At 42.7% G+C, this 24,472-nt stretch carries 20 protein-coding genes and 1 pseudogene; 13 read left to right on the plus strand and 8 right to left on the minus strand.

The window, feature by feature from the left end; translation table 11 throughout:
- Positions 1-146: 146 nt before the first annotated feature.
- Complete coding sequence (purF, locus tag RT064_RS01410) at positions 147-1,682, plus strand: amidophosphoribosyltransferase (RefSeq protein ID WP_313060521.1); 1,536 nt, start codon at positions 147-149, stop codon at positions 1,680-1,682.
- 43 nt (positions 1,683-1,725) lie between these two features.
- Here purF and RT064_RS01415 read toward each other — a convergent pair whose 3' ends face one another.
- The 5 genes from RT064_RS01415 to yajC form a co-directional block, all read right to left on the minus strand.
- Positions 1,726-2,121 carry an AzlD domain-containing protein gene (locus RT064_RS01415; RefSeq protein WP_313060523.1) on the minus strand — a complete coding sequence of 132 codons (396 nt, stop codon included), beginning with the start codon at positions 2,119-2,121 and terminating at the stop codon, positions 1,726-1,728.
- Between the two features lie 61 nt (positions 2,122-2,182).
- Entirely contained in the window at positions 2,183-2,890 is a 708-nt protein-coding gene (locus tag RT064_RS01420) for an AzlC family ABC transporter permease (protein WP_313060525.1), read from the minus strand.
- Positions 2,891-2,959: 69 nt separating this feature from the next.
- On the minus strand, positions 2,960-4,108 hold the full coding sequence (gene secF, locus RT064_RS01425; protein ID WP_313060629.1) for a protein translocase subunit SecF: 1,149 nt from the start codon (positions 4,106-4,108) through the stop codon (positions 2,960-2,962).
- 116 nt (positions 4,109-4,224) lie between these two features.
- Positions 4,225-6,120, minus strand: a complete 1,896-nt coding sequence (secD, locus tag RT064_RS01430; RefSeq protein WP_159676258.1) for a protein translocase subunit SecD — start codon at positions 6,118-6,120, stop codon at positions 4,225-4,227.
- Positions 6,121-6,290: 170 nt separating this feature from the next.
- On the minus strand, positions 6,291-6,635 hold the full coding sequence (yajC, locus tag RT064_RS01435) for a preprotein translocase subunit YajC (protein ID WP_081454568.1): 345 nt from the start codon (positions 6,633-6,635) through the stop codon (positions 6,291-6,293).
- 346 nt (positions 6,636-6,981) lie between these two features.
- Between yajC and RT064_RS01440 the strand changes: the two genes are divergently transcribed.
- Complete coding sequence (locus RT064_RS01440; RefSeq protein WP_313060527.1) at positions 6,982-7,491, plus strand: hypothetical protein; 510 nt, start codon at positions 6,982-6,984, stop codon at positions 7,489-7,491.
- Positions 7,492-7,718: 227 nt separating this feature from the next.
- Positions 7,719-10,772: a lytic transglycosylase gene (locus RT064_RS01445; protein WP_313060530.1), complete on the plus strand. Its 3,054-nt coding sequence runs from the start codon at positions 7,719-7,721 to the stop codon at positions 10,770-10,772.
- A 174-nt stretch (positions 10,773-10,946) separates the two neighbouring features.
- Here RT064_RS01445 and RT064_RS01450 read toward each other — a convergent pair whose 3' ends face one another.
- Positions 10,947-11,219, minus strand: a complete 273-nt coding sequence (locus RT064_RS01450; protein WP_099808014.1) for an HU family DNA-binding protein — start codon at positions 11,217-11,219, stop codon at positions 10,947-10,949.
- A 448-nt stretch (positions 11,220-11,667) separates the two neighbouring features.
- On the opposite strand from RT064_RS01450, the gene RT064_RS01455 reads away from it, so the two are divergent.
- The 8 genes and pseudogenes from RT064_RS01455 to fdx all read left to right on the plus strand — a co-directional run bounded on the left by RT064_RS01455 (position 11,668) and on the right by fdx (position 18,509).
- Complete coding sequence (locus RT064_RS01455) at positions 11,668-12,330, plus strand: hypothetical protein (protein ID WP_313060533.1); 663 nt, start codon at positions 11,668-11,670, stop codon at positions 12,328-12,330.
- 224 nt (positions 12,331-12,554) lie between these two features.
- Positions 12,555-12,986 (plus strand): annotated as a pseudogene (locus RT064_RS01460) (Rrf2 family transcriptional regulator); the annotation flags it as partial.
- A 179-nt stretch (positions 12,987-13,165) separates the two neighbouring features.
- Positions 13,166-14,383: an IscS subfamily cysteine desulfurase gene (locus RT064_RS01465; RefSeq protein WP_313060536.1), complete on the plus strand. Its 1,218-nt coding sequence runs from the start codon at positions 13,166-13,168 to the stop codon at positions 14,381-14,383.
- Between the two features lie 97 nt (positions 14,384-14,480).
- Positions 14,481-14,864 (plus strand): Fe-S cluster assembly scaffold IscU, encoded by a 384-nt coding sequence (gene iscU / locus RT064_RS01470; RefSeq protein ID WP_100269949.1) that lies wholly within the window; start codon positions 14,481-14,483, stop codon positions 14,862-14,864.
- Positions 14,865-14,967: 103 nt separating this feature from the next.
- The gene (iscA, locus tag RT064_RS01475) at positions 14,968-15,309 is read left to right on the plus strand and encodes an iron-sulfur cluster assembly protein IscA (RefSeq protein ID WP_313060539.1); all 342 of its coding nucleotides are present in this window, start codon (positions 14,968-14,970) and stop codon (positions 15,307-15,309) included.
- Positions 15,310-15,361: 52 nt separating this feature from the next.
- Positions 15,362-15,994 (plus strand): Fe-S protein assembly co-chaperone HscB, encoded by a 633-nt coding sequence (locus RT064_RS01480; protein ID WP_313060541.1) that lies wholly within the window; start codon positions 15,362-15,364, stop codon positions 15,992-15,994.
- A gap of 178 nt (positions 15,995-16,172) precedes the next feature.
- Positions 16,173-18,131 carry a Fe-S protein assembly chaperone HscA gene (gene hscA / locus RT064_RS01485; protein ID WP_313060542.1) on the plus strand — a complete coding sequence of 653 codons (1,959 nt, stop codon included), beginning with the start codon at positions 16,173-16,175 and terminating at the stop codon, positions 18,129-18,131.
- A 39-nt stretch (positions 18,132-18,170) separates the two neighbouring features.
- The gene (fdx, locus tag RT064_RS01490; protein WP_313060545.1) at positions 18,171-18,509 is read left to right on the plus strand and encodes an ISC system 2Fe-2S type ferredoxin; all 339 of its coding nucleotides are present in this window, start codon (positions 18,171-18,173) and stop codon (positions 18,507-18,509) included.
- A 131-nt stretch (positions 18,510-18,640) separates the two neighbouring features.
- Here fdx and RT064_RS01495 read toward each other — a convergent pair whose 3' ends face one another.
- Together RT064_RS01495 and RT064_RS01500 are read right to left on the minus strand one after the other, a co-directional pair.
- On the minus strand, positions 18,641-20,509 hold the full coding sequence (locus RT064_RS01495) for a SurA N-terminal domain-containing protein (RefSeq protein WP_313060547.1): 1,869 nt from the start codon (positions 20,507-20,509) through the stop codon (positions 18,641-18,643).
- 193 nt (positions 20,510-20,702) lie between these two features.
- Positions 20,703-22,409, minus strand: a complete 1,707-nt coding sequence (locus tag RT064_RS01500; protein WP_313060549.1) for an ATPase — start codon at positions 22,407-22,409, stop codon at positions 20,703-20,705.
- A gap of 221 nt (positions 22,410-22,630) precedes the next feature.
- On the opposite strand from RT064_RS01500, the gene RT064_RS01505 reads away from it, so the two are divergent.
- Positions 22,631-23,329 (plus strand): DUF8198 family protein, encoded by a 699-nt coding sequence (locus RT064_RS01505; RefSeq protein WP_313060552.1) that lies wholly within the window; start codon positions 22,631-22,633, stop codon positions 23,327-23,329.
- A gap of 86 nt (positions 23,330-23,415) precedes the next feature.
- On the plus strand, positions 23,416-24,447 hold the full coding sequence (gene ubiE, locus RT064_RS01510; protein ID WP_313060554.1) for a bifunctional demethylmenaquinone methyltransferase/2-methoxy-6-polyprenyl-1,4-benzoquinol methylase UbiE: 1,032 nt from the start codon (positions 23,416-23,418) through the stop codon (positions 24,445-24,447).
- Positions 24,448-24,472 lie beyond the last annotated feature (25 nt).

The raw sequence follows: 24,472 nt of genomic DNA on the forward strand, positions 1-24,472 counted from the left end.
AAATGGGTCAATAGCATAGGTAAGTTTGATTGACGGCTAAAGTATTGTAATTGTCAGCCGGCAAAAAAGCTAGTTTCATTCAATTTTCATCAGGTCTCTTTTCATCAGGTCTCATAGCCATCGGTGAAAAATTAAAGGGGTAAAATATGTGTGGAGTTGTCGGTATAGCCGCTCACAGTGAGGTTAATCAAATGCTATACGATGCGCTGACTATGCTGCAGCATCGTGGGCAAGATGCCGCGGGTATTGTGACATGTCAAGATGGCCGTCTGTTTTTGCGTAAAGAAAATGGCATGGTGCGCGATGTGTTTATGACCCGTCATATGATGCGTCTTGTCGGTCATCAAGGCATCGGGCATGTACGCTACCCAACGGCTGGTACGTCTAGCAGTGCGGAAGCGCAGCCTTTTTATGTCAATTCGCCGTATGGTATTACTTTAGCGCACAATGGTAATTTGACCAACGCCGAAGAGATTGCCAAAGAACTGTTTATGGAAGATATGCGCCATATTAATACCGATTCTGATTCCGAAGTCTTGCTCAATGTGCTAGCGCATGAGATGCAAAAACTCGGTATCCAGCATCCCAGTCCCGACGATATTTTTGAAGCGATGACCTCTGTCTACAAACGTATCGAAGGCGCGTATGCGGTAGTTGCTATGATTACAGGCTATGGTATTTTGGCATTTCGTGACCCCAATGGCATTCGTCCGCTGATTTTTGGACAACGATTAGCGGAAAATGGCGGCTTTGAATATGTGGTGGCCTCTGAGTCAGTTGCGTTAACTGCATTGGGTTTTGATATCGTTCGAGATGTGAAGCCCGGTGAAGCGATTTTTATTGATGAAAACAATAACTTCTTTAGTCGCCAATGTGTCGAAGCCAAAGAGTTTAGACCTTGTATTTTTGAATACGTCTATTTTGCCCGCCCAGATTCGATTATCGATAATATTTCTGTTTATAAAGCCCGTATGCGTATGGGCGAGACTTTGGCGCAGAAAATCATCAAAGAATGGGGCGAAGATCATGGGATTGATGTGGTTATTCCTATTCCTGATACCTCACGTACTTCTGCGATGGAGCTTGCCCAGCATCTAGGCGTGAAATACCGTGAAGGCTTTATGAAAAACCGTTATATCGGTCGCACCTTTATTATGCCAGGCCAACAGCAGCGCAAAAAATCGGTACGCCAAAAATTAAGCGCGGTGCCGTTTGAATTTAGAAATAAAAACGTATTGTTGGTCGATGATTCAATTGTACGTGGCACGACTTGCCACGAAATTATCCAAATGGCACGTGACGCTGGCGCCAATAATGTGTATTTTGCCAGTGCCGCGCCACCTGTCAAATATCCCAATGTGTATGGTATTGATATGCCAGCGCGCAATGAGCTGATTGCCTCAGGTCATAGTGTGGAAGAAGTTGGTAAAATTATCGGCGCGGATCGTTTGATATTTCAAGATTTGGATGACTTGATTGAAGCGGTACAAGACAAACACAGCGATGCCAAAAAATTTGACTGTTCGGTATTTGACGGCAAATACATCGCCGGTGGTATTGATGAAGATTACTTGGATGAATTACAGCGTAAACGCAGTGATAAAGCCAAACAGAAAAAATCTGGGATACAAGACGTGGCTGATACGCCTGTGGATATCGTCGGGGTGCAAACCGAGGTATAAGTTATCCTGCATAAAAAAAGCCCAAGTTGGGCTTTTTTTATGGCTATTGAAAACCTATCAGATTTAGTAGCCATAAAAATCCATTAAGGCTAGCAATCCCCACCAGCATACTTAGCAATAATTGCTTTTTCCAATGATAGCTGAGCAACACCACTAAAAGCGCCAATATCTCTGACACAAGCAATGGCGATAAGCCCAGACTCATACTCATAGCGTTGGGCATAGCGTTGGGCATAGCGTTGGGCTGCTGCCAATGCAAGGAAGTTAAAATCAACAGCGTCATCACGGATAATGGCAATGCTTTATTCACCGCGAGCAACAAGGGGGCATCCAATAATCGCTTTGGCAAAATTATCGGGGTCAAGCGGGTGAGAAAAGTCACCAAAGCCATAGCAAAAGTAGCGGCGACTAAATAAACGTTATCAGGTGGTGGGTTCATAATATTCTAACGATTAATGGATAAATTTTTTGGCGGTTGAGCTGTCAGATAGTTTGAACTGTCAGAGAGCTTGCTGATGAGTGGATTTATTGCCCATCAAAAAATGGATGATAATGAGTCCCAAACTCACGCAAATCGCTGATAGTAGCAACCAATCGGATATAAAATAAAACGCCGCTATAAATGCAATGATGGCGATGAATATGGGATAGTAAGCCTTGACCGCTTTAAACTGCTCGTAGGCTAAAATAGCAAATAAGCACACTAATGCAAAATCCAAATGGGGCACCCAATCATTGAGCCCTTCACCCAGCAAAATGCCCAATATGGTACCGATAACCCAATAACACTGATTAAGAAAACTCACCGGTAGTATGAGTCTTTGGCGTTCATTTTCATCAAGGGTGGTTAACACGGAGAAAGTTTCATCGGTTAACGCAAACAAGCAATAAAATCGACGGATATGATTGGTTGGTAATTGTTTTAACAAAGGAATGGCATAAAAAGCATGACGCAAATTTATGGCTAAGGTATTGCTGGCGATGGTTGAGATTCCAACCCCACCCGCTAACAGCGCAATAGAAGCATATTGCGCCGCACCCGCGTATAATACCACACTAGATAAAATCGCCGCCCATATAGGAAGTTTTGCTGCCACAAACAATACGCCAAAGGCAATCCCTGCAGGGATATAGCCCATTGCCACAGGAAAGCTTACTTTAAAAGCCTGTTGCCATAACCCATTTTTCATTAATTCATTTGTCATCATTGCTATTCTTTTTTAAATTTTAGCCATAAAAATACCCTAGCAAGTAGGGTATTTTTCAGCTCAAATCATTTATTGATTATCTAATGCTTTGTTATCATACATAGGCGCATTGCGGTCTTCAAAAACCACTTCATCCTCAACAAATTCTGGTTTGACTTCGACAATAAAGTCTTTGCGCGACATACCTAGCCACAGTGGAATCGCACTGGCGATATACACCGATGAGAAAGTACCTAAAATCAAGCCAATGAGCAATGCTACAGAGAACCAATGTAAGCTTTCGCCGCCAAGCAGCAGCATCGCGACAACCACCAGCAACACCGTTGAAATGGTCATAATAGTACGACGTAGCGTTTCAGTGAGCGATAAATTGACAATTTGCGCTGGGCTTGCACCACGGACACGGCGGAAATTCTCACGGATACGGTCAAAGACGACGATGGTATCGTTAATCGAATAACCAATCAATGATAGCACCGCGGCAAGCACGGTCAAATCAAATGGCCATCCGAAAAGTGCGAAAATACCCACAGTGATAATACTATCGTGAAATAACGCCAACACCGCGCCTAAGGCTAATTTGGCTTGGAAGCGCACCATCACATAAATAAACATACACAGTAATGCCAGTGCCGTTGCCCCCAAGGAGCTGACATAAATCTCATTACCTACTTGACTGCCAACCACGTCAATATTCTTGATGGTAGCATTGTTGTTGGGTAAATCTAACGCAGTATCAAGAGAGTTTGATAACCCTTCGATTTGTTTTTGCGGCGGCAGGCGTACCAAAATTTCTTTGTTACTGCCCAAATATTGCACCACACTGTCATTGATTTTATGGTTCGCTAAGGCTGACTGAACTTGGGCTTGTTGTACCGGTTTTTCATAAACAACCGTGGCTGACACACCGCCAGTAAAGTCCAAGCCTAAATTTAAACCTTTAGTTAAAATAGCGACCAAACTAAGAATCGTTAGGATGGCGGAAAATATGGCAAAAGGTTTAGATACCTTTAAAAAATCAATAATACGCCGACCCGCAAAGAGTTTTTCACCGCCAAAATCGTCTGCCGAAAATTCAGCAGTGGCAGTGTTCGCCACCGCTAACCCAGCGTTTTGGGTTGTCGTATCAGTGGGAGTAGCAGGCTGCTTGACCAAATTTTTATTCACCCCTTTACCATTACGGCGCGGCGTTTTGCGGTGCTGTTTATTTGATGCCATTTCATCACTACGACGTACGCCGAGCTCTGAGAGTTTTTGCTCGGGGTTGATGGGTTCTGAGCCGTCTAAACCGTCTAGATCCTCTAACTTGTCATCATTCATTATTTATTCGCTCCTTAACCAATACTTAGGCGTTTGACAGTTTTGCGGTAGCCATAAGCTAACTGTACCAGTGCACGCGTGACGGTCACTGAGGTGAAGATAGAGCTGGCAATACCAATGGCTAAGGTGACAGCAAAACCTTTAATCGGACCTGTACCAATCGCAAATAAAATAAATGCGACAATCAAAGTAGTCAGTTGTGCATCAAAAATACTGGTAAATGCGCGATTAAAACCCGCCACAATCGCAGATTTGGGTCTGGCGCCGTTGGCAAGCTCTTCACGGATGCGTTCAAATATCAGTACGTTGGCATCCACCGCCATCCCGATGGTTAACACGATACCTGCGATACCCGGCAAGGTTAGCGCAGAACCAATCAATGACATGATGGCTAAAATCATCATTAAGTTAAAAATCAACGCAATATTGGCAATCAAACCAAATAAACGATAAAAAATAATCATAAATAAGAACACGAGTAAGTAGCCGACTTGGGTAGAGAACATACCTTTTTGGATGTTGTCTTGTCCCAATGATGGACCAATAGTACGTTCTTCAACAAAATACATGGGCGCCGCCAGCGCACCTGCACGAAGTAACAAAGCCAGCTCTGAGGCTTCTGCATTGCTATCTAAGCCCGTGATTTGGAAAGTTGAGCCAAAGACGCCTTGAATGGTCGCTTGATTGATAATATGGCTTTCTGCGTAAGGTGTTCTTACTTCTTTATTTTGCCCCGTCACTGGGTCTGGCTGGAAGGTGACACGCTGCTTATTTTCAATAAACAGCACCGCCATTTGTTTGCCCACCGATTTTGCTGTGGTATTTTGCATCAAACGACCACCTGCGTTATCCAGCGTGATATTCACTTGGGGGCGACCGTTTTGATCCATCCCTGCTTGGGCGTCTTGTACATTTCGACCGGTGACCACAGCTTGACGTTCCAATAAGGTTTTTTGTGGGCTATCGACTTGACCAAATGAGTAGGCTTCAGTGCCTGCAGGCAATACCCCAGATGGATTGGCTTGGAAGGTATTGTTTTGGTCAGAGACCATGCGAAATTCGAGATTGGCGGTACGACCAATGACCCGTTTGGCTTCTGCGGTATCTTGTACCCCGGGTAATTCCACCACAATACGGTTGGCACCTTGTGATTGCACCACGGCTTCAGCCACGCCTAGCTCATTAATACGGTTTCGTAAAGTCGTCAAGTTTTGGGTGACCGCATCTTGAGAGATTTGTGAAATCGTCGACTGGGTCAAGGTCATGTTAATCGCTGGACCCCCCGCATTGATGAGCGGTTGTAATTCGTAATTTGTTCCAAAGCGACTACGTAACACATTAATGGCTTGATCACGCGCGGCATTATCGACAAAGTTTAAAGTCAGATTATTTTGCCCTGCTTGTAAATTGGTCACGGCAATTTTTTGGTTGCGTAGCTCTGTACGAATATCTCGGGTTAGGTTTTCCAAACGCTGAGAGACGGTTTTGCTCATATCGACTTCTAGTACAAACCGTACACCACCCCGCAAGTCCAACCCTAATTTAATAGGATTACCACCAATATTACGTAGCCATGCTGGCGTGGTTTGCGCCAAGTTCAACGCCACAACGTAATTGTCGCCAAGCTTTTCTTTTAGCACTTGTTGCGCTTTAAGCTGCGTTTCAGTCGACTCATCACCAATTTTTAACAAGGCTGATTTACCATCAAAACTGTTGTTCTTGGTTGGGATGTTGGCGGCATTTAGGATGGTTTCCGCTTGTTTTAGCACATCATTGGTCAATGTGGTACTAGCGGAAGCCCCCGTGATTTGAACGGCGGGCTTGTCTGGATAAAGGTTTGGTAGGGCATACAAGGTGCTCAGTAGCAGCACAATGCCGATTAAAAAGTATTTCCAAGCAGGGTAGTGCATAATCTTGACTTCTTAAACTTGATTTTTTTTAGGTAACTAGTTGTTCTACTAGGTCTATTAACCGTAGGGCTATTAACCGCGATCAACAAGGCAGTACAATATTATAATAACCAGTTGGCAACTTAACAGAATGCTAGGTCGCCAACCTGACAGGTGAGCTGCATCAGCAATTATTTAAGACTATCAATGGTACCCACAGGCAATACCGAAATGATTGAGGCACGTTGCACCATCACCTCTTGGGTAGTGTTTAATGCCACAACCGCATATTCACCTTGAAGCTTTTTGATTTTCCCCATCAAGCCACCGGCAAATACCACTTCATTGCCTTCTTTAATGGCATCAATCATTTGGCGATGCTCTTTGTTACGACGGCTTTGTGGTCGGATAATAATGAAGTAAAAAATAGCAAAAAAAGCCAATGGCAATAGCATTTGCATAATGGTGGAAGCACCCGTTCCAGTAGGCGCTGCCGCCGCACCTTCCGCATGGGCAGATTGGATAAATGCTAAAATAGCGGTAAGTAGCATAGTTGAAATACCCTTCAATTGAGATTTAGTCATAAAATGGTGGTAAAAACAACCTGTAATGATAACCGATTTAGCGAAATTAATAAATGATTAACCCTTGTTTGGTGAAATAATTCACCGCTGTAAAAACGATGATTGATTTGGCAATCCAGCGATTTTGGATAGTTTTGGATAGGAGGGTCACAGGGTTTTATTGGGGTTATTCACTATTTTATGCTTGATTATTAACAATGAAGTAACAATAAAGTTAATGGTTATGCTATGCTTAGTTGTAACAAATTATTTCTTTTAGGGTCAAACAATTGGGTGTTACCAATTGAAGGAAAATCTCATGAGTATCACGTTAAATTTTCAACCGATTGATAAAATCCGAAAGCAAGTAAAGTCAAAATTATGGTTAGGGTTAGTCATGGCGACTTCGTTAACCGTCCCAACGCTGGCAAACGCTGAAATCACCCAGCGTGATATCGACAATTACGGTACTGCAATGGCGGCTGCAGCAAATGCTAAAAGTATTTCGCGCGTTGCAAGCCTAGTGGCAGATGATGCCTTGATATCCGTGTCGCGTAAAGGAAAAACCACCACTTTAAATAAAAGCAATTATCTAAACCTGCTGCAAAACAACTGGTCAAAAGCAACGCGATATGGCTATGATATCCAATTAAACAATGTGGTAATTAGCGGTAACCGTGCCAAAGCAGATGCGATAACAACAGAAGTCATCGTCGAAAATAACGTGACGACACGTTTAGTAACAACTTCACGTATTACCTTTGCTGAAAGCGGTAATTCGGTGTTATTGTCTAGGGCGATTAGCCAGCTTGTAATTGAAAAGCACTAAGTTAGTGGTATTAAAAGTGGTGTTAAACAGGGTGGTGCAAAAGTTTTGTGCCACTTTTTTTATGGATTCTAGTATAATTTCAGCCAATATTTAATTTCACTGGCTTGAAATCACAGCCGTTTTTTTATTTATAATGTCAAATTTTAGCTTATATTCTTTCATAGTGTTACGCTATGAGATGGGTATATGTCCTACATCTAAATTGCAAAAAAGAGCTAGGAATTATCATGTTGCTTTCGATAAGCCATTCATCAAAAAAAACTATCAAACCATTAAGTTTAGCTATTTCCTCTATTATTTTGGCAGCCTGTAGCAGTGCGCCAACCAGCACCAACAGTCCAGCGGGTAAACCCATGATTGGATCATCCAGTCACAGCAAAAGCACGGTGCATAGCGCGCAAGAAAATGCAGCCCTACTGGACATGGATAGTTTGGATGAACTTGAAGGCCTGCTTGAAGCCACCGACATGACCATGGTAGAGAATAACGCTTTGTTGGTTCAGCGCTATGGTAATTTGTGGGATAGACTGCGCGTCAATTTTCGTATGAACTCCAATGTGTACGATCCGCGTATTGAAGCGCAAAAAAGTTGGTTTATTAGCCGCCAAGACTATCTAAACCGATTAACAGCGCGTGCTAGCCGCTATTTATACTACACAGTGCGCGAAGCTGAACGTCGCAATATTCCAACCGAACTGGCATTATTGCCTGTCATTGAAAGCTCTTATGACCCCAATGCCAATAGTAACGCGTCTGCTGCAGGGTTATGGCAGTTTATTCCAAGTACAGGCCGTATTTATGGGTTGAATCAAACCAGCACCTTTGATGGTCGCCGTGATGTGATTGAGTCAACCCGTGCCGCTTATGACTTTTTGACCGCCTTGTATAACCAATTTGGGAGTTGGGAGTTGGCATTGGCAGCGTACAATGCCGGTCCAGGCCGTGTCCAATCCGCGATTAATTATAATGCAGCACGTGGTCTACCAACGGATTATTGGTCGCTTAAGTTACCTACTGAAACGATGAACTATGTCCCTCGATTTTTGGCAGTGGCGCAAATTGTCAAAAATCCGAGTACCTACAATGTGTATTTACCCGCAATTGCGAACCGTCAGCATTTTAGAAGTGTCCCTGCCAATGTTGGCGTGAGCTTGTATGAAATTGGCAGTCTGACAGGCGTAAGCTACGATGAACTGCGCGCCCTAAATCCTGCGTTGATTGCAGGTACGGTAGATATGTCGGGCCCAAGCCGTATTTTGATTCCCAATGATCTCAATGAGTCAGTTGACCGTAAAATCACCCAATTACGCGGTAATGGTTATATGAGTCAACAAGGTTATTTGGCAAACAATAGCTATGTCACGCCTAAAACTGTTACACCGACTTATAACACACCGACCACAAACTCTGGCAACCAAACCCGAAATACAACCACAAGTCAGGGTGATTCACTCAGTGCCGCCAAACAAGCCTATAGCAAAAAAGAAACAGTTAACTTGCCATCGTCTAGCAGCGATTTGGCGGCGATGGCAACTAGTATGGTTAAAAACCAAACCACGACTTATATCGCCCCCATTCCTAGTACGTCAAGTATCCAAAGCCGCAATACAGTAATCAAAGAACCACCGATTACCGCCACTGAGCAAAAAATAGTGACCGCTGAAATGCAGTCTACCAATACATTACCAACCACTTCAGCCGTTGTTACTGCCAACAACACCGTGGTGCAAGAGCCGCCTTTATCCAATCAAGAGCGTAACTTGATTGCTAAAGAAATTGAAAAAACCGCACCCCAAGTAGAGCAAGCGATTAACCCTACCGATGGTAATATCAAGCTCAATGCTATTCAGACTCAGCAATCTGTGCTAGAAGCCAAAGGCGAAACCAAAAAACTCAGTTACGAAGAACCGCCAGTGGTGTTGCCAAAAGAGGTCAAAATTACCCAAGCGTCGAGCTTAAATGGCAAAGTCCCAAGCACGGCGCAAGCGACCACGAGCAAATCCAATACCACCAGTGAAAGCAAAGCTGTCACAGTTAGCAAGCAAGCTGCCAAAAAACGTCCAAGTGGCACACGCAGCACCTATCAAGTCAAAGCTGGCGACACCTTGGCAAATATCGCCAGTCGCATGGGTGTAAATTGGCGAGATATCGCTGAATGGAACCAAATTGACCCAAATGCTGCCTTGCTAGCAGGTTCAACACTTTACTTATACAACGCCAAGCCTATCGAACCCAAAGTAGCAGAATCGCCAAAACGTAAAGCCAATAGCTATATCGTGCAAGCGGGGGATACCTTGACAGGCATCGCCGACAAGTTTGATCTAAATGTCAGTGAGTTAGCAAAATTCAATAATTTACCAGTCACTTATCAAGTGCGTACCAACCAAAACTTGTGGTTAATTCCAGACAAAATGCCAGAGCCGCCAGTGGCACAGCCCGCAGCGCAAAAGCCTGCCCCTGCTAGAGCTGAAGTGCAACCGGTATCAAGTCGTTATACGGTTCAGACGGGTGATACCTTGTCGGGTATCGCTGATCGACTGTCCGTATCGCCCAAAGACATTGCCGATGTCAACGGTTTTAACACCAATTATCGTGTGCAAAAAGGGCAAGTCATCATCGTGCCTGTCACAGTTGAAAAGGTCAAATATGCGCTAGCTGGCAAATCGATTAACTACACGGTACGCCCAGGTGATAGCTTAGGTAGCGTCGCCAATAACTTTGATTTAGCGGTAGCAGACTTGGCCAAAGCCAATTATCTAAAACCGACCGCCAACTTAATTCAAGGGCAAAAACTGGTTATTCCTCAAACGGGATTGGGTACGGTGGCTAGTGTGACAGCGACCCGCGAACCTACCGTCAAACGCGACTCTGCGAAACCCGAAAGCAAAAAAGAAACAAAAAAAGAGATCAAAGCAGCCAAAGACGCCCAATCAGAGGATGATAACAAGGCAGCGTCAAAGCCAGTAAGTAAATATAGTCGTGGTGAGGCACAAGGCTACCAAGTAAAATCAGGTGATAGTCTGACAAACTTGAGTGCGAAATATGGCGTTTCTAAAAGTGAACTTGCCGCTTTAAATAACTTAAAAGGTAATGAGTCGTTATTGATTGGTCAAAATATCAAAATTCCGAAAACCACAACAACTTATAAAGTCAAAGCAGGCGAAGGCTTAATTTCTTTGGCAGGACGCTTTGGCGTCAGCCCTAAAGAGTTGGCTAGTTTAAATAACTTGTCACCAACGGCGTCGCTAAAAGTGGGTCAAACCATTACGGTGCCAAAATAGGTTAACTATAGTTTATAAAATAAAAAACCACTATGTAAAAATAGTGGTTTTTTACTTAAGTTTTTGCCCAGTTTTTATAGTTTAGTTTTTATACTTAGCAAGGAAATAATAGGCAATAAAAAAGCGTATTTAATTAAAAATACGCTTTTTCAGCTATAAAGAGATAAGGGTTAATTAATTAACGATATCTTTTAAACTTTTACCTGCTTTAAAGCTTGGGACTTTGCTTGCTGGGATTTGGATTTCTTCTTTAGTCTGTGGGTTACGACCTGTACGTGCTTGGCGTTCTTTTACGCTAAACGTACCAAAGCCAACCAGTGACACGGTATCATTGGCTTTCATCGCTTCGCCAATCGTTGCGATAAAGGCATTTAATGCTTCAGTTGATTGGGCTTTAGAAAGACCACTTTTTTTAGCAATGCTATCAACTAATTCTGACTTATTCATAAGAATATCCTTCAAATTTTTAGGGATGAAAATAAACGTTATATATACAAAGCATACGCTTGACAAGTAATTAGGCTCAAAGCCTTGAGTATCAAGTGCTGCATAAGTAATTATGATTCGATTATAAGTAAACTCAAGCGGCTTCACAAGCAGTTTAATCATAATTTCTGTGCAATTAAGCATTGATTAACGTGTTTTTGCAAAATATAGCGGTTGGCACACCAAACGATAACATTTTATTTCAACAAAAACCGCTAAAAATTGATATATACAGCTATAGTGAATAAAAGTGGCTAAAAATCAATCTCGCAATGATTTCTTGACTAATACTCAGCGCCTGACAGTGTTTTGTACCAGACTTACAATAATTAATGTTATTAATACCCTTTTAAAGTTACACTATCGATAAATTACAAAACCCATATTTGATTAATTTTGTGGAAATTTAATGAACGATAATTTTCAAACTTCGACCAATGCCCCAACCAATATAGCCACGACAGCGCTCAATGTTGTATTAGTGATTATTGAAACCTTGCTGACCCTGTTGCTACGTTTTGATGCAGATCTTCGTAAGACTGTTTATCCTTTAGCCACGACCAATACTGTCGTTCGTATTCACGCTTATATCCCAAACGTCACTTTTTATGTGACTTTTACCGTTAACGGCATTTTGTTAGACAGTCAATTACAGCCTTCTCAGCAGGTCGATGTGACCATCAATGGCTTTACTTGGCAAATCGCCCAGAATTTATTTACCAACCAGCCCAAAGCCATCGAGCAGCTACAAATCCGCGGCGAAGCACAAAAGATGGCAGAGGTGAAGGCTTTTTTACATCAAATTGGTATCAATCAGCTATTACAAGTCATCACAAAAGCAGTCAAAGGCGATAAAGACAAGCAAAAAGTCAAAAAACCTATCAAAACCGATGCTGACTATAAACAACAAGTCGAGGCACTCAATAGCCAAGTCAACGCTGCAAATCTACAAAAAACAGCGCTTGAAGCACAAATTTTAGAATTAAACAGTAAAAATAAATGGATGAAACGCGCGGCAATCGCATTTTTTGTATTATTCATCATTTGTGCGATTGGTTGGGCAGTAAAATAACACCCATTCTCCTATATTACTTTGATAAAAAATTGCTTTGATAAAAAATCGCTTATCATTGAGTAAATAAATCCGAGAAATAAATAAATCCGAGTGTTTTAGTAAGAATTAATCTTGACTAAAAGACTCGGATTTTCATATAATAGCCATACCAACCATAAAACGTGTTTTCACAGCTTACTGTGCTTGAACAGATTTAAATTTTTAACTTAAGTGGGGCTACTATGCGATTGACAACCCGAGGACGCTATGCAGTGACAGCGCTGCTAGATTTGGCATTGCAAGAGCAAAAACATGAATTGGCTGTGTCATTGTCTGATATCGCAAAACGTCAAGAGATTTCAATTTCTTATCTTGAGCAGTTGTTTTCAAAGCTGCGTAAAAAAGGGTTGGTCGTGAGCACTCGCGGTGCGTCAGGTGGTTACCATATTGCCAAGCCCATCAATGAAATCTCGATTATGACCATTATTTCAGCAGTTGATGAGTCGGTGGATGCTAGAGCTTGCGAAGGTAAGGGCAACTGCCAAGACGGCGCCATGTGTTTAACCCATGATTTATGGAATGGATTGTCTGAGCAAATTGAAAACTATTTGTCCACCGTGACACTAGATACACTTATTAATCGTCAAATTATTCGTGAAATTTCTGAGCGTCAAATTTTGATGGTTGAAGATATGCAGCATAAGGATCAATCTGCGGTAAACCCGATGACAGAGGCACCCGTATCGCAACGAGCCAAGCATAGCACCACTAAAGTTAGTAATATTAGTAATAATCATTCATTAGCTGATAACAGCAAAACCTTAAAACAAAATTCTGGGGAGAATTTGTTAGCATGAATAAATTAGTCTATTTAGATTATGCCGCGACCACACCAATTGATGAGCAAGTCGCCCAAAAGATGATGAAATACATGACCTTTGATGGTGTGTTTGGTAATCCTGCCTCGCGTTCGCACGGGTTTGGTTGGCAAGCTGAAGAAGCGGTTGAAACCGCCCGTGAGCAAATCGCGGAGTTAATCAACGCCGATTCACGTGAAATCGTGTTTACTTCAGGGGCTACTGAGTCAGACAATTTGGCGATTAAAGGGGCGGCGCAATTTTATAGTGGTAAAGGCAAACATATTATTACCAGTAAAATTGAACACAAAGCTGTGCTAGACGTCTGTCGTGAATTAGAAACTGAAGGTTTTGAAATTACCTATCTAGACCCACAGCCAAAGACAGGTCTGATCACGGTTGACCAAGTCAAAGACGCTATTCGTGAAGATACTATTTTAGTGACCCTAATGATGGTGAACAACGAACTTGGCACTTTAACAGATGTTGCGGCGATTGGTGAAATCACACGTGAAAAAGGTATTATTTTTCATGTCGATGCGGCGCAGGCAGCCGGTAAAACTCCGATTGATTTAGAGCAATTAAAAGTTGATTTGATGAGTTTTTCTGCCCATAAAATTTATGGTCCTAAAGGTATTGGTGCTTTATATGTTCGCCGTAAACCACGTGTGCGTCTAAAATCACAAATGCAAGGTGGCGGTCATGAGCGTGGTATGCGTTCAGGTACTTTGGCAACGCATCAGATTGTGGGAATGGGTGAAGCCTTTGCCATTGCGGGCAAACGTATGGCAGAAGATGAAGCCAGACTGACAAAACTGCGTCAACGCCTTTGGGATGGCTTAAAAGAGCTTGATGAAATTTATCTTAATGGTGACATGAATCACAGTATTCCAAATATCGTCAACATCAGCTTTAACTTTGTAGAAGGCGAATCGTTGATGATGTCATTGAAAGATTTTGCCGTGTCGTCGGGTTCTGCTTGTACGTCAGCTACGCTTGAGCCTTCGTACGTATTACGCGCGATTGGATTGTCAGATGAGCTTGCTCACAGTTCAATTCGTTTTAGTTTGGGACGTTATACCACCGAAGAAGATGTTGACCATGCAATTGCTGAGATGCGAACTGCGGTTGAAAAATTACGCGCTTTATCACCGCTTTGGGATATGTACCAAGAAGGCGTTGATTTAAATAGTGTGGAATGGAACGAACATTAATTTGTATTAAAAATTAATTTCCATTAGAAATTTATTTAATTTAATAAGTAAAGATTAGTCAGTTACGTTTGACGTAACCAGCCAAAAGGAAAATGAAATGGCCTACAGTGATAAAGTGCTTGACCATTATGAAAATCCACGCAATGTGGGAAACTTAGATAAAGATGCCAAAAATGTCGGTACCGGTATGGTTGGCGCGCCAGCGTGTGGTGATGTGATGCGCCTGCAAATCCAAGTGGGTGATAACGGTATCATTGAAGATGCGCGCTTTAAAACCTATGGCTGCGGTTCAGCCATTGCCTCAAGCTCATTGGTTACAGAATGGCTTAAAGGCAAAACCCTGGATGAAGCTAGCACGATTAAAAACAAAGATATTGCTGAAGAGTTGGCACTGCCGCCTGTTAAAGTGCACTGCTCAGTGCTGGCAGAAGACGCCATTAAAGCAGCGATTGAAGATTATAAATCCAAAGCTGAAGCTTGATTGATTTCACGATTGTAACAGTCTTATTGATTCATCCTCAATAAGACTGTGTGTGAGTCGCTCAGAGTGACTGGCCTAAAAATTGAAATGATTGCAGATTGAAATGAGTAAATGGGGTAGTAAAGTGATTGAATTATCAAACGATGCAGCTCAACATGTACGCGAGTTTTTGCAAAACCGTGGTCATGGGGAAGGTATCCGTGTAGGTATCCGTACCGCAGGTTGTTCTGGCTTAGCTTATGTGCTGGAATTTGTCGATGAGCCAGATCCTAACGACCAACGTTTTGAAAGCAATGGGATTAGTGTATTTATCGATCCAAAAAGCTTAGTTTATCTTAATGGTTTGAAAATGGATTTTGTCAAAGAAGGTCTCAATGAAGGCTTTAAATTTAGTAATCCAAACCAAAAAGGTGAGTGTGGCTGTGGTGAATCTTTCACCGTTTAGTTTTTAATATTTTTTTGTCAGTATAGTGATGGCTCGGTAGGGGAAGTTGAAGATGGTTAATTATTTTGAATTGATGAATGTACCCCAACAATATCAAATTGATATCGCCAAGCTTCAGCAGACCCTTCACCAACTTCAATCTAAGTTCCATCCTGATAACAATCTTGATGCGTCTATAGCTGAGCAAAACCTTTCGCTATCTGCTAATACCGATGGTTTTTTGCATGAATCAATCGCCAAATTATCCGCACTAAAGCCTGAGCAAGCGTCTGCTATTATTAATGAAGCCTACAATACGCTTAAAAACCCCGACTCTCGCGCGTCACATTTATTGGCACTCAAAGGCATTTCACAATCTATTAATCAGCCGATTCGTGATTTGGACTTTTTAGACGATGCCATGTCATTTCGCATCGATTTAGACAATGCTGATAGCCAAAGTATTACCTTGCTTAGCAAAAAACTTACCGAATGGCTGAATAATTATCAACTTGCTTTTGACGAAATTTATCAAAAAATTGATAACTCAGTCGCAGCTGAGGCCAATGATGATGCCTTAACTAAACAAGCGATAGATATCATTCAAAAACTGCAGTTTTTGGTTAAACTGCAAGCAGATGTGGCAAAAACCACCGATGAATTAGCCAAGCAGAATTTTGATAATGATGCCGATCTGTACGTGTAAATCATGATTAAAGGGTAAGTTGTCGTAGCAGTGGTTAAGTTTTATTTGGTTTATCATGTTTTTAATTTATAATACCATCCGTTTTGACTTTCTATAAAGATACAAACTAAGCTAAAGATATAAACTAAGCTAGTTTTATTTTCAAATTATTTTTTCTATTTTTTAATTGGTCCAATTTATGTCGTTATTACAAATCGCTGAACCCAATCAAAGTGCCAAGCCCCATGCGCATCGTTTTGCTTTAGGAATTGATTTAGGAACCACGCGCTCACTGGTAGCGGTAGTTCGTTCAGGCGAGCCACAAGTGATTGGCGATAAAGTTAGCGAATGTCAATCCAGTGACAATAACGCCAATGACAATGACGACAGTCAAATTGCTAATCAGGTAAAAGGTATCGATTGCCAAAAGCTTTTACCCTCGGTGGTGTATTTTGGCTTAGATGACAATGGCAATCCAGAAACTTTGGTAGGTATTCATGCTGAAGCAATGGCAGAACAAGCACCAGATCATACTGTACGCTCGGTCAAACGGTTTATGGGTCGAAGCATCAAGGATATTAAGTTCAATCATCCCTATGAATTAGTCGGTGATGTCGATGTCATGCCAAGTATCCAAACCCCACAAGGTGCCAAAAATCCTGTTGAAGTATCAAGTATCCTGTTAAAACATCTGTATGACCGAGCAAAATTGGCGTTACCTGACAATAGTATTGTGGGTGCGGTGATTACGGTGCCGGCTTATTTTGATGAAGCACAGCGCCAAGCGACCAAAGATGCGGCTAAATTGGCAGGCATTCATGTGATTCGCTTATTAAACGAGCCGACGGCTGCCGCGATGGCGTATGGGCTGAACCAAGGACAAGACGAAGCTTATCACCTCATTTATGATTTGGGCGGCGGCACGTTTGATGTATCGGTGTTAAAGCTCAATCACGGGGTGTATGAAGTACTGGCAACGGGCGGCAATAGCGCACTGGGTGGCGATGATATTGACCGCCTGATTGCTAATTGGCTGATTCAACAAACAGGCTTGCATCCATCAAACATTGATAACCATCAAAAACAACTGCTAAACGTACAGGCTCGCACCCTCAAAGAACAGTTGTCAAAAGCAGACCAAGTGACTGCCGAGCTTTCAATCAACGGTCAAGCTTTTGACATTGTGTTAACCCAAAGCAATCTTCGTCAAATCATCCAGCCTGTGACTGACCGTACATTAGCGGTTTGTGCGCAAGTATTACGTGATGCTGGACTTGAGACGTCCCAGCTTGATGAAGTGGTATTGGTAGGTGGTTCGACACGAATGCCATTGATTCAGCAAATCGTAGCAGAAACGTTTAACCAATCGCCCCTGTCACGCATCAATCCCGATGAAGTCGTCGCGTTAGGCGCAGCCAAATATGCTGACCAATTAATTGGACAACAGCAAGATACGGTGTTGCTGCTTGATGTCACGCCTTTATCCTTGGGGCTTGAGACTATGGGCGGTCTCACCGAAGTGATTATTCCGCGTAACACGCCCATTCCTGTGACGCGTAAACAGGTATTCACAACCTATCAAGATAACCAAAATGGTATGATTATCCATGTGGTACAAGGTGAACGTGATACAGTGGCTGACAATCGCTCGTTAGGGCAGTTTAAACTGACTGATATTCCAGCGATGAAAGCAGGGTTAGCGCGTATCGAAGTCACTTTTCAAATTGATGCCAATGGTCAGTTAACCGTCTGGGCTAAAGAGTTGACAACGGGCAAAGCAAGCCAAATTCAAGTCAAGCCGTCTTACGGGTTGTCAGAAGATGAGCAGGAAAAACTGCTCAAAGCAGGCTTTGATTTTGCCATGCAAGATCGACTGCAGCGTAGCTTGATTGAAAGTCAGGTAGAAGCAAAACGAGAATTGTTGGCGCTAGCATCCGCGCTTGCAGAATTTGGCTTTTTATTAACCGATGCGCAGAAAAATGCACTGCAAACCTCGATGGCTGATGTTCAACAGGCGATTGATGCTGCTGAACAAGCCCAGCTAGAAACAGCGAGCGCGCAGCTAAAAGTTCATAGTGATGATTTTGCTGCACTTATCATGAACCAAGCGGTCAATGAAACCATGAAAGGTACTTCAACCGCGGATTGGTCAAATTAATTTTGAATACATAAGACTATTAATCGTTAAGAGATTGCTATGCCAAAAATTACTGTATTACCGCATCACCAAATTTGCCCTACTGGCGCAGAGATTGAACTCAATGCAGGCGATAATCTATGCCGTGGTTTGCTAGAAAAAGGCGTGAAAATTGAGCATGCTTGTGATATGTCAAAAGCTTGTACTACTTGCCATGTTATCGTGCGAAAAGGCTTTAATAGCTTGGAGGAAATGGACGACATCGAAGCTGATTTGCTAGATCGCGCTTGGGGGCTAGAGCCAGATTCAAGATTGTCTTGCCAAGTCATCATCGAAGATCAAGATTTGACGATTGAAATTCCAAAATATACTATCAATCACGCCTCTGAAAGTCATTAATACCAACCAATAAAAAAAGGCTTACTAATCATGGTTAGTAAGCCTTTTTTTATTGCGCTACGTATTGTTAAACACTTGTTATTGCTAGAACAAGGCGCTGACTCATTCAGCGCATATCTATTCACAGCATATTATGGCGCAGCAGTCTGCGGTTTAATCGTAACTTTAGTGATGGATTTTAGGTATGCTAAATAATCCTCAAACTGAGACTGACCGATATTTTCGCGCACGATTTGGGCAGTTTGTTGTTTGACTTGCGGTGTGATTTGGGCGTTGTCATTGCTGATAACCCCGCCAACAATCACGCTTGCACCCGATACAGTAGGGCGGGTCATGACCGCTAGTTGATTGTTAACAGCAGGTTGACTAAATGCCACACCACGCTCGTCATCGCTCAGTTTGCTGTCTTGACGAGTCACAATCCCCAAATCTTGGAATGGGGCACCCGCCGCCGCAATTGAATTGGCTTGTTTGACTTTGGCAGCGATGGCATTGGCCTCTGCCACGGCTAAACTTTTTGCTTTCTCTTCAATAAGCTTGGCTTTGATAACCGGTTCGGCTTCGGCTTGTGTCATGAGTTTGCTGGTGCGGTGATTGGTCGATTGTAACCATACCACTTTATCAGAGACATCTATGCCGACTGATACACTGCCTTCTTGCAGCGCCAGTGGATCAAATGCCGCCGCTACAATGGCAGGTTGATTGAGTGCAGACGAGTTATTGGTTTTAGGGTAGTCTTTAATCGATTTCGCGGTTAATTTATAGCGATTGGCAAGCTCGGTGATAGTAGCGCCAGCAACTGCGTCATTATTGATTTTACCAATCAAATCTTGATAGGCGGCTTCACGCTTTTGCGCCATAACTTGTTCGGTTAACACAGGCGACAAGCTTTCAATGGTTGGTGGGGTTTGACCATTGATTTTTACCAATTTGAATAAATGATAGCCATAGTTGGTTTTGATGGGTCTGGTGACTTGACCGACTTTTAAGGTCTTGATTTGGGTCATGATGGTGTCATAATCATTGGGGAACATCGATTGGGTAATCGGACCGATATTACCGCCATCATTTTTACTGCCTTCATCTTGCGAGTATTGTTTGGCAAGCGCCGCAAAATCCGCTTGATTGGCATCAAGTTTACTTTTTAATGAGGTTAAGGTGGCTTGTGCTTGACCGCCATTCATTAAAATCATTGCCAATTCGTATTCGGTCTGGTTGTTGCTATTTTTCAAATAGCTTTGATACTGTTGCTGCAATTCCTGAGCTGTTGGGGCAGCAACAGGCAGGGCATTTTTATTGAGTTCTAAATAAGTTAAATCCACCATGTCACTAGATTTAAGTGTCGCTTGATTTTTTTGATAATAACTTGCAATCTCTTGCGGTGTCACTTGCACCTGCGGCGCAAAGCTGTGCCAGTCCAAACGTAGCACTTGCACAGGGCGCGACTCAGACTGCATTGACATAAGTTTATCAATACTCCCTTGCGCAAAAATCCCTGTATTAATGATACCGCGGCTAAAGGCAGTCACTAACAAGTCTTGACGAACCGAATCAAATAATTGCTCTTTGGTCATGCCGCGACGGGTTAAATAGTCAGCAAACAACTCATTAGAAAATTTTCCGCTGGCGTCTTGAAAGGTTTTTTCTGCCATCAACATTTGGGTGATAGTCGCATCGGACACTGTAAAACCAAGCTTGTTGGCTTGGTTGATAATCAAATAGCGGTCAATCAAATTGTGCAGCATCTGCTCACGTAATTTATCGCTATTAAGTAGGCTTGCATCGCCATTCACTTGCTCAAGCAAGGTTTCGCGGCGATTGTTAATCATGGTTTGCAAGGTAGCATTATCAATATTTAACTCTGCAACTTTGGCGACAGCATTGGGGTCATCTCCGCTACGGACAATTGACTCAAAACCCGTGATGGCTAAAGGCAGTAAAAAAAGAACGAGCAAGGCTTTGCCCATCCAACCTTTCAAAAAATTGCGTAAAGATTCCATATTGCTCACTTGCAGTTTAGATGGATTTATTAAGGATAACTAATCAGGCTAAATAATCAAATCAAACACGATATTATAGGGGAACTGTCCACCAAAATCATTATCTTTCATCAAGTTGAGTAGACAGTTTTAAGATATAGTAAAATAGTAAAAAGGCAGACTATTAACAGTTTATAAATTCTTAGATAGCGCTTTATAAATTTTTAGATAGCTCGGAAATAATAGCGTCAAGGATTTTGAGTCTTGCGGTATATTTATCATCGGTGGCAATCACATACCACGGGCGTTTTTTATGGTGGGTTAAATGAATCATGTCGGAAGCGGCTTGCACGTACTCATGCCATTTGGCGCGGTTACGCCAATCGTCATCGGTAATTTTAAACTGCTTATTGGGCGTCTCTTCACGCGCTTTAAAGCGTTTAAGTTCTTCTTCTTCACTGATAGCCAGCCAAAATTTGACCACAATGGCATTGCTCTGTACCAAGTCGTTTTCAAAGCGATTGATTTCGCCATAAGCACGTTGCCAGTCTGCCTCTTTTGCAAAGCCTTCAATACGCTCAACGAGTACCCGACCATACCAACTACGGTCAAAAATGGTCACTCGGCTATTATGCAGGCGTTTTTTGAGTAAGGCGATGCATTTATTGCGTTTGAATTTTTGCGATAAATACACTATATCCACATCTGCCATTTCATCATGGGGCAGGCGCGTCCAAAAACGCCACAGATAGGCGTGTTTTAATTCATCTTCGGTCGGTGCAGAGATAGCGTGGATGGTAAATTCACGCGGGTCGAGTGGGGCAATGATGCGGCGTATCGCACCGCCTTTGCCTGCTGCATCCATACCTTCGAAGACAAAGATGATATGGCGTTGACCTCGCTCACGAATCAGTTCAGCGAGTATATGTTGTTTGCTATGCAGTTGTTTTTTATAATCTGCTTTTTCTAATGCGTGGGATTCGACGCTAACCAACTCACCAATCAGAGGGGTGGGTTTAAAAGGCAGTGGGTTGGGTCTAACAGGATTTTTGTCCGTTTTAAGGTGAACCGATTTATCAGTTTTTGCTCGGTTGTCTTGGGCATCCTCGGCTGCAGCTAGTTGGTTCATGGTTTGCAGCGCTGCTAATACAACATTCGCAAATTGGATGTTTGAGGCATCAATATCCTGTCCATCTATGTGGTGCCAGCTTGATTGTAACCCCATCAGTCTGCTGCTAAAGCGTTTGAAACGTTTCACGTCTTTTTTGCGCGTCCAATCCAAATGATAAAGCTGCTCAGGGTCAGGCTCCTCATCAGTCAAGCGTTTCTTTAGGGTTTTGTTATCGACCCAAAACCAGCATTTGACGATATCGGTGTTGTTATTGACCAAATCTTGTTCAAACGCCTCAATGTCTTCAATCATTTGCTGTAAGCGCTGTTCATCTATATCATCGCCACAGTCAAACACATAACGAATCAAGTCAGCGTACCAGTTGCCAAAATACACCGCAATCTCACCCTTTCTAGGCAGTTGCCATGTGTGACGCTGCCAAATCGGTTGGTAGTGGCTGGGATGCTGCCCCATGGTGGCGTGAACCTTGATATAGCGTGCGTCCATCCATTCGGTTAGCGCTTTGACCGCTTCGCCTTTGCCCGAATTTTCCATACCATTGACCAAGATTAGTAGCCCGCGCGAGTTTTTGCCAGACCGTTGCTTGCGTAGGGTGGTTTGCTCGGTAATCAGGTCAAAACTTAATTGCGCCTCAAGCGTCGCAGGTGGCGTTTTGTAAGCGTTATCGGTTTTGGTAGATTTGGCAGCATTATGGGTGAATGCAGATGCGGCTGTATTGTTATTATCCAAGTTGTTATTTAAGTTGTTATCTAAGCTATTGTTTAAACTGTTGCTATTTTGCGTTGGCATACGACCTTCTTAGGGAAATACCCGAAATTTTGCTAATGACAGCTTCATTTTTCTAAAAGATAGCAGTTATGCTATTGTTGAACAATTTACGATTTGTATTTTTGCTGGATTTACATTAAGGTAATGCGGCACAAAACTTCATTTTACTGTGGGTTTATACAATGGATAAACTGCAGTTTCTCTGTTTTGAATTTAAAAATTTTGCAAAAAATCGAGGCCCTATGAGCAGCTTAAGCCAATTAGAACAAGATTTAAAACAATTCCGCGCCCTTCCATACCACAGCGATACCCAGTTAGCGCAAAAACTCAGTGAAGTACAAGCCTGGCAACGCGGTCGTATTCATAAAACCCACCAAGCTTTATTTGCCAGCGCCAACAACCAAGCCATGGGGGAATTTTTAATTGACCAACTGTATGGGGGCGAAAAATTCAACGTGCTCGCTGAACAGCTAGAGCGCATGGTGCAAAAGGCTGAAAAACTAGAAAAATTTATCCCTTCCAATGCCGTGAGCACAGGGGCAGCCGGTATCATCGAAGCGATTAACGCCATTAAGCTTGATTTACAGCTTGCGCAGTATTTACAAGAGAATCATTTATCCGTGGATGAGCCATCCATGATTAAAGCCTATCGGTCCGTGAATGCAGAGTCGGCAAGACGCCAGCAGATTGCTGACCTCAAACAAATGTGCTATCGCACGGATAAATATCTTAAATCATTTATCTTACAAAAAGCATTTTCACTTGCCAAAGGCACAGCGTACAAAAAAGGCTTTCAGCCATTATATGACTTTATCGCCGAAGGCTTTGCTGCCATCAAACCGATTAAAAGTATTGGCGCATTTATCGAGCCATTTTGTGAAAAAGAGTTGCAAATCATTACCAATGTGCATGCTGGCAAAGAACATCCTTTTGATGTTTAGTGATAAAATAGAAAAAAAATTTGCACGAACTTTGCGCTTTTAACTTTGCCAATTTTTGATTGGCGATGACTTCACTAGGAAACCACATGAACGACAATAACCATAATTCAATCCAAGACAGCTTGGTTAAAGACAGCATCCAAGCCAATGATAAACTTAACAGCCAAGTACAACAATCACTGACAGCTGACACCACCATCAACCGTCAATTTACTGGCACAGCTGATTTGCCAGAATCCGTACCCCAAGGTCAGCAGCTTACTCGCCCTGCATCCGCTACCCCAAATGACGCTATCCCCAATGAGTCGTCAGTGCAATCCCATAGCAGTTTCGATAAATCAGCTATTGACAATCCGCATACCGAAGCCACCGATGGCAATGAAGAAACCCATTTTGGCTACAAAACCGTTAAAAAAGCTGAAAAACAAGAAAAAGTAGCAGAAGTGTTTACCTCTGTTGCCAAAAAATACGACATCATGAATGATTTAATGTCACTGGGTATTCATCGTCTGTGGAAACGCTATGCCATAAGCTTAACGGGCGTGCGCGCAGGTCAACGGGTACTAGATATCGCAGGCGGCACAGGTGACTTGGCAAAAGCCTTTAGTAAAGAGGTCGGTCGCACAGGTCATGTGGTATTGTCCGATATCAATGAAGCGATGCTAGAGGTCGGTCGGGAGCGTCTGCTCAATGCAGGCTGTAGTAACGTCGATTTTGTGCTTGCCAATGCTGAGACGCTAGCACCATTTGATGATGAAAGTTTTGATTTGGTGACCATCAGCTTTGGGCTACGCAACGTCACCGACAAAGACGCGGCACTGCGCTCGATGTATCGGGTGCTCAAGAAAGGCGGACGTCTGCTGATTTTAGAATTTTCAAAACCGGTGTTTGAGCCATTTGGTAAAGTCTATGATTTGTATTCATTTACCGCATTGCCACTCATGGGTAAATTGGTGGCGAATGATAGCGAAAGCTATCAGTATTTGGCAGAGTCTATCCGTATGCACCCAGACCAACGCACCCTAAAAGGCATGATGGAAGACGCAGGCTTTGTTAATTGTGATTATCACAACTTAACAGGCGGTATCGTGGCGGTACATCGTGGGTTTAAAAAGTAACTGATGGCGAAAAATATAATAGCTC

The organism is Moraxella sp. CTOTU49097 (assembly GCF_032064105.1).
GTDB lineage: Bacteria > Pseudomonadota > Gammaproteobacteria > Pseudomonadales > Moraxellaceae > Faucicola > Faucicola osloensis_B.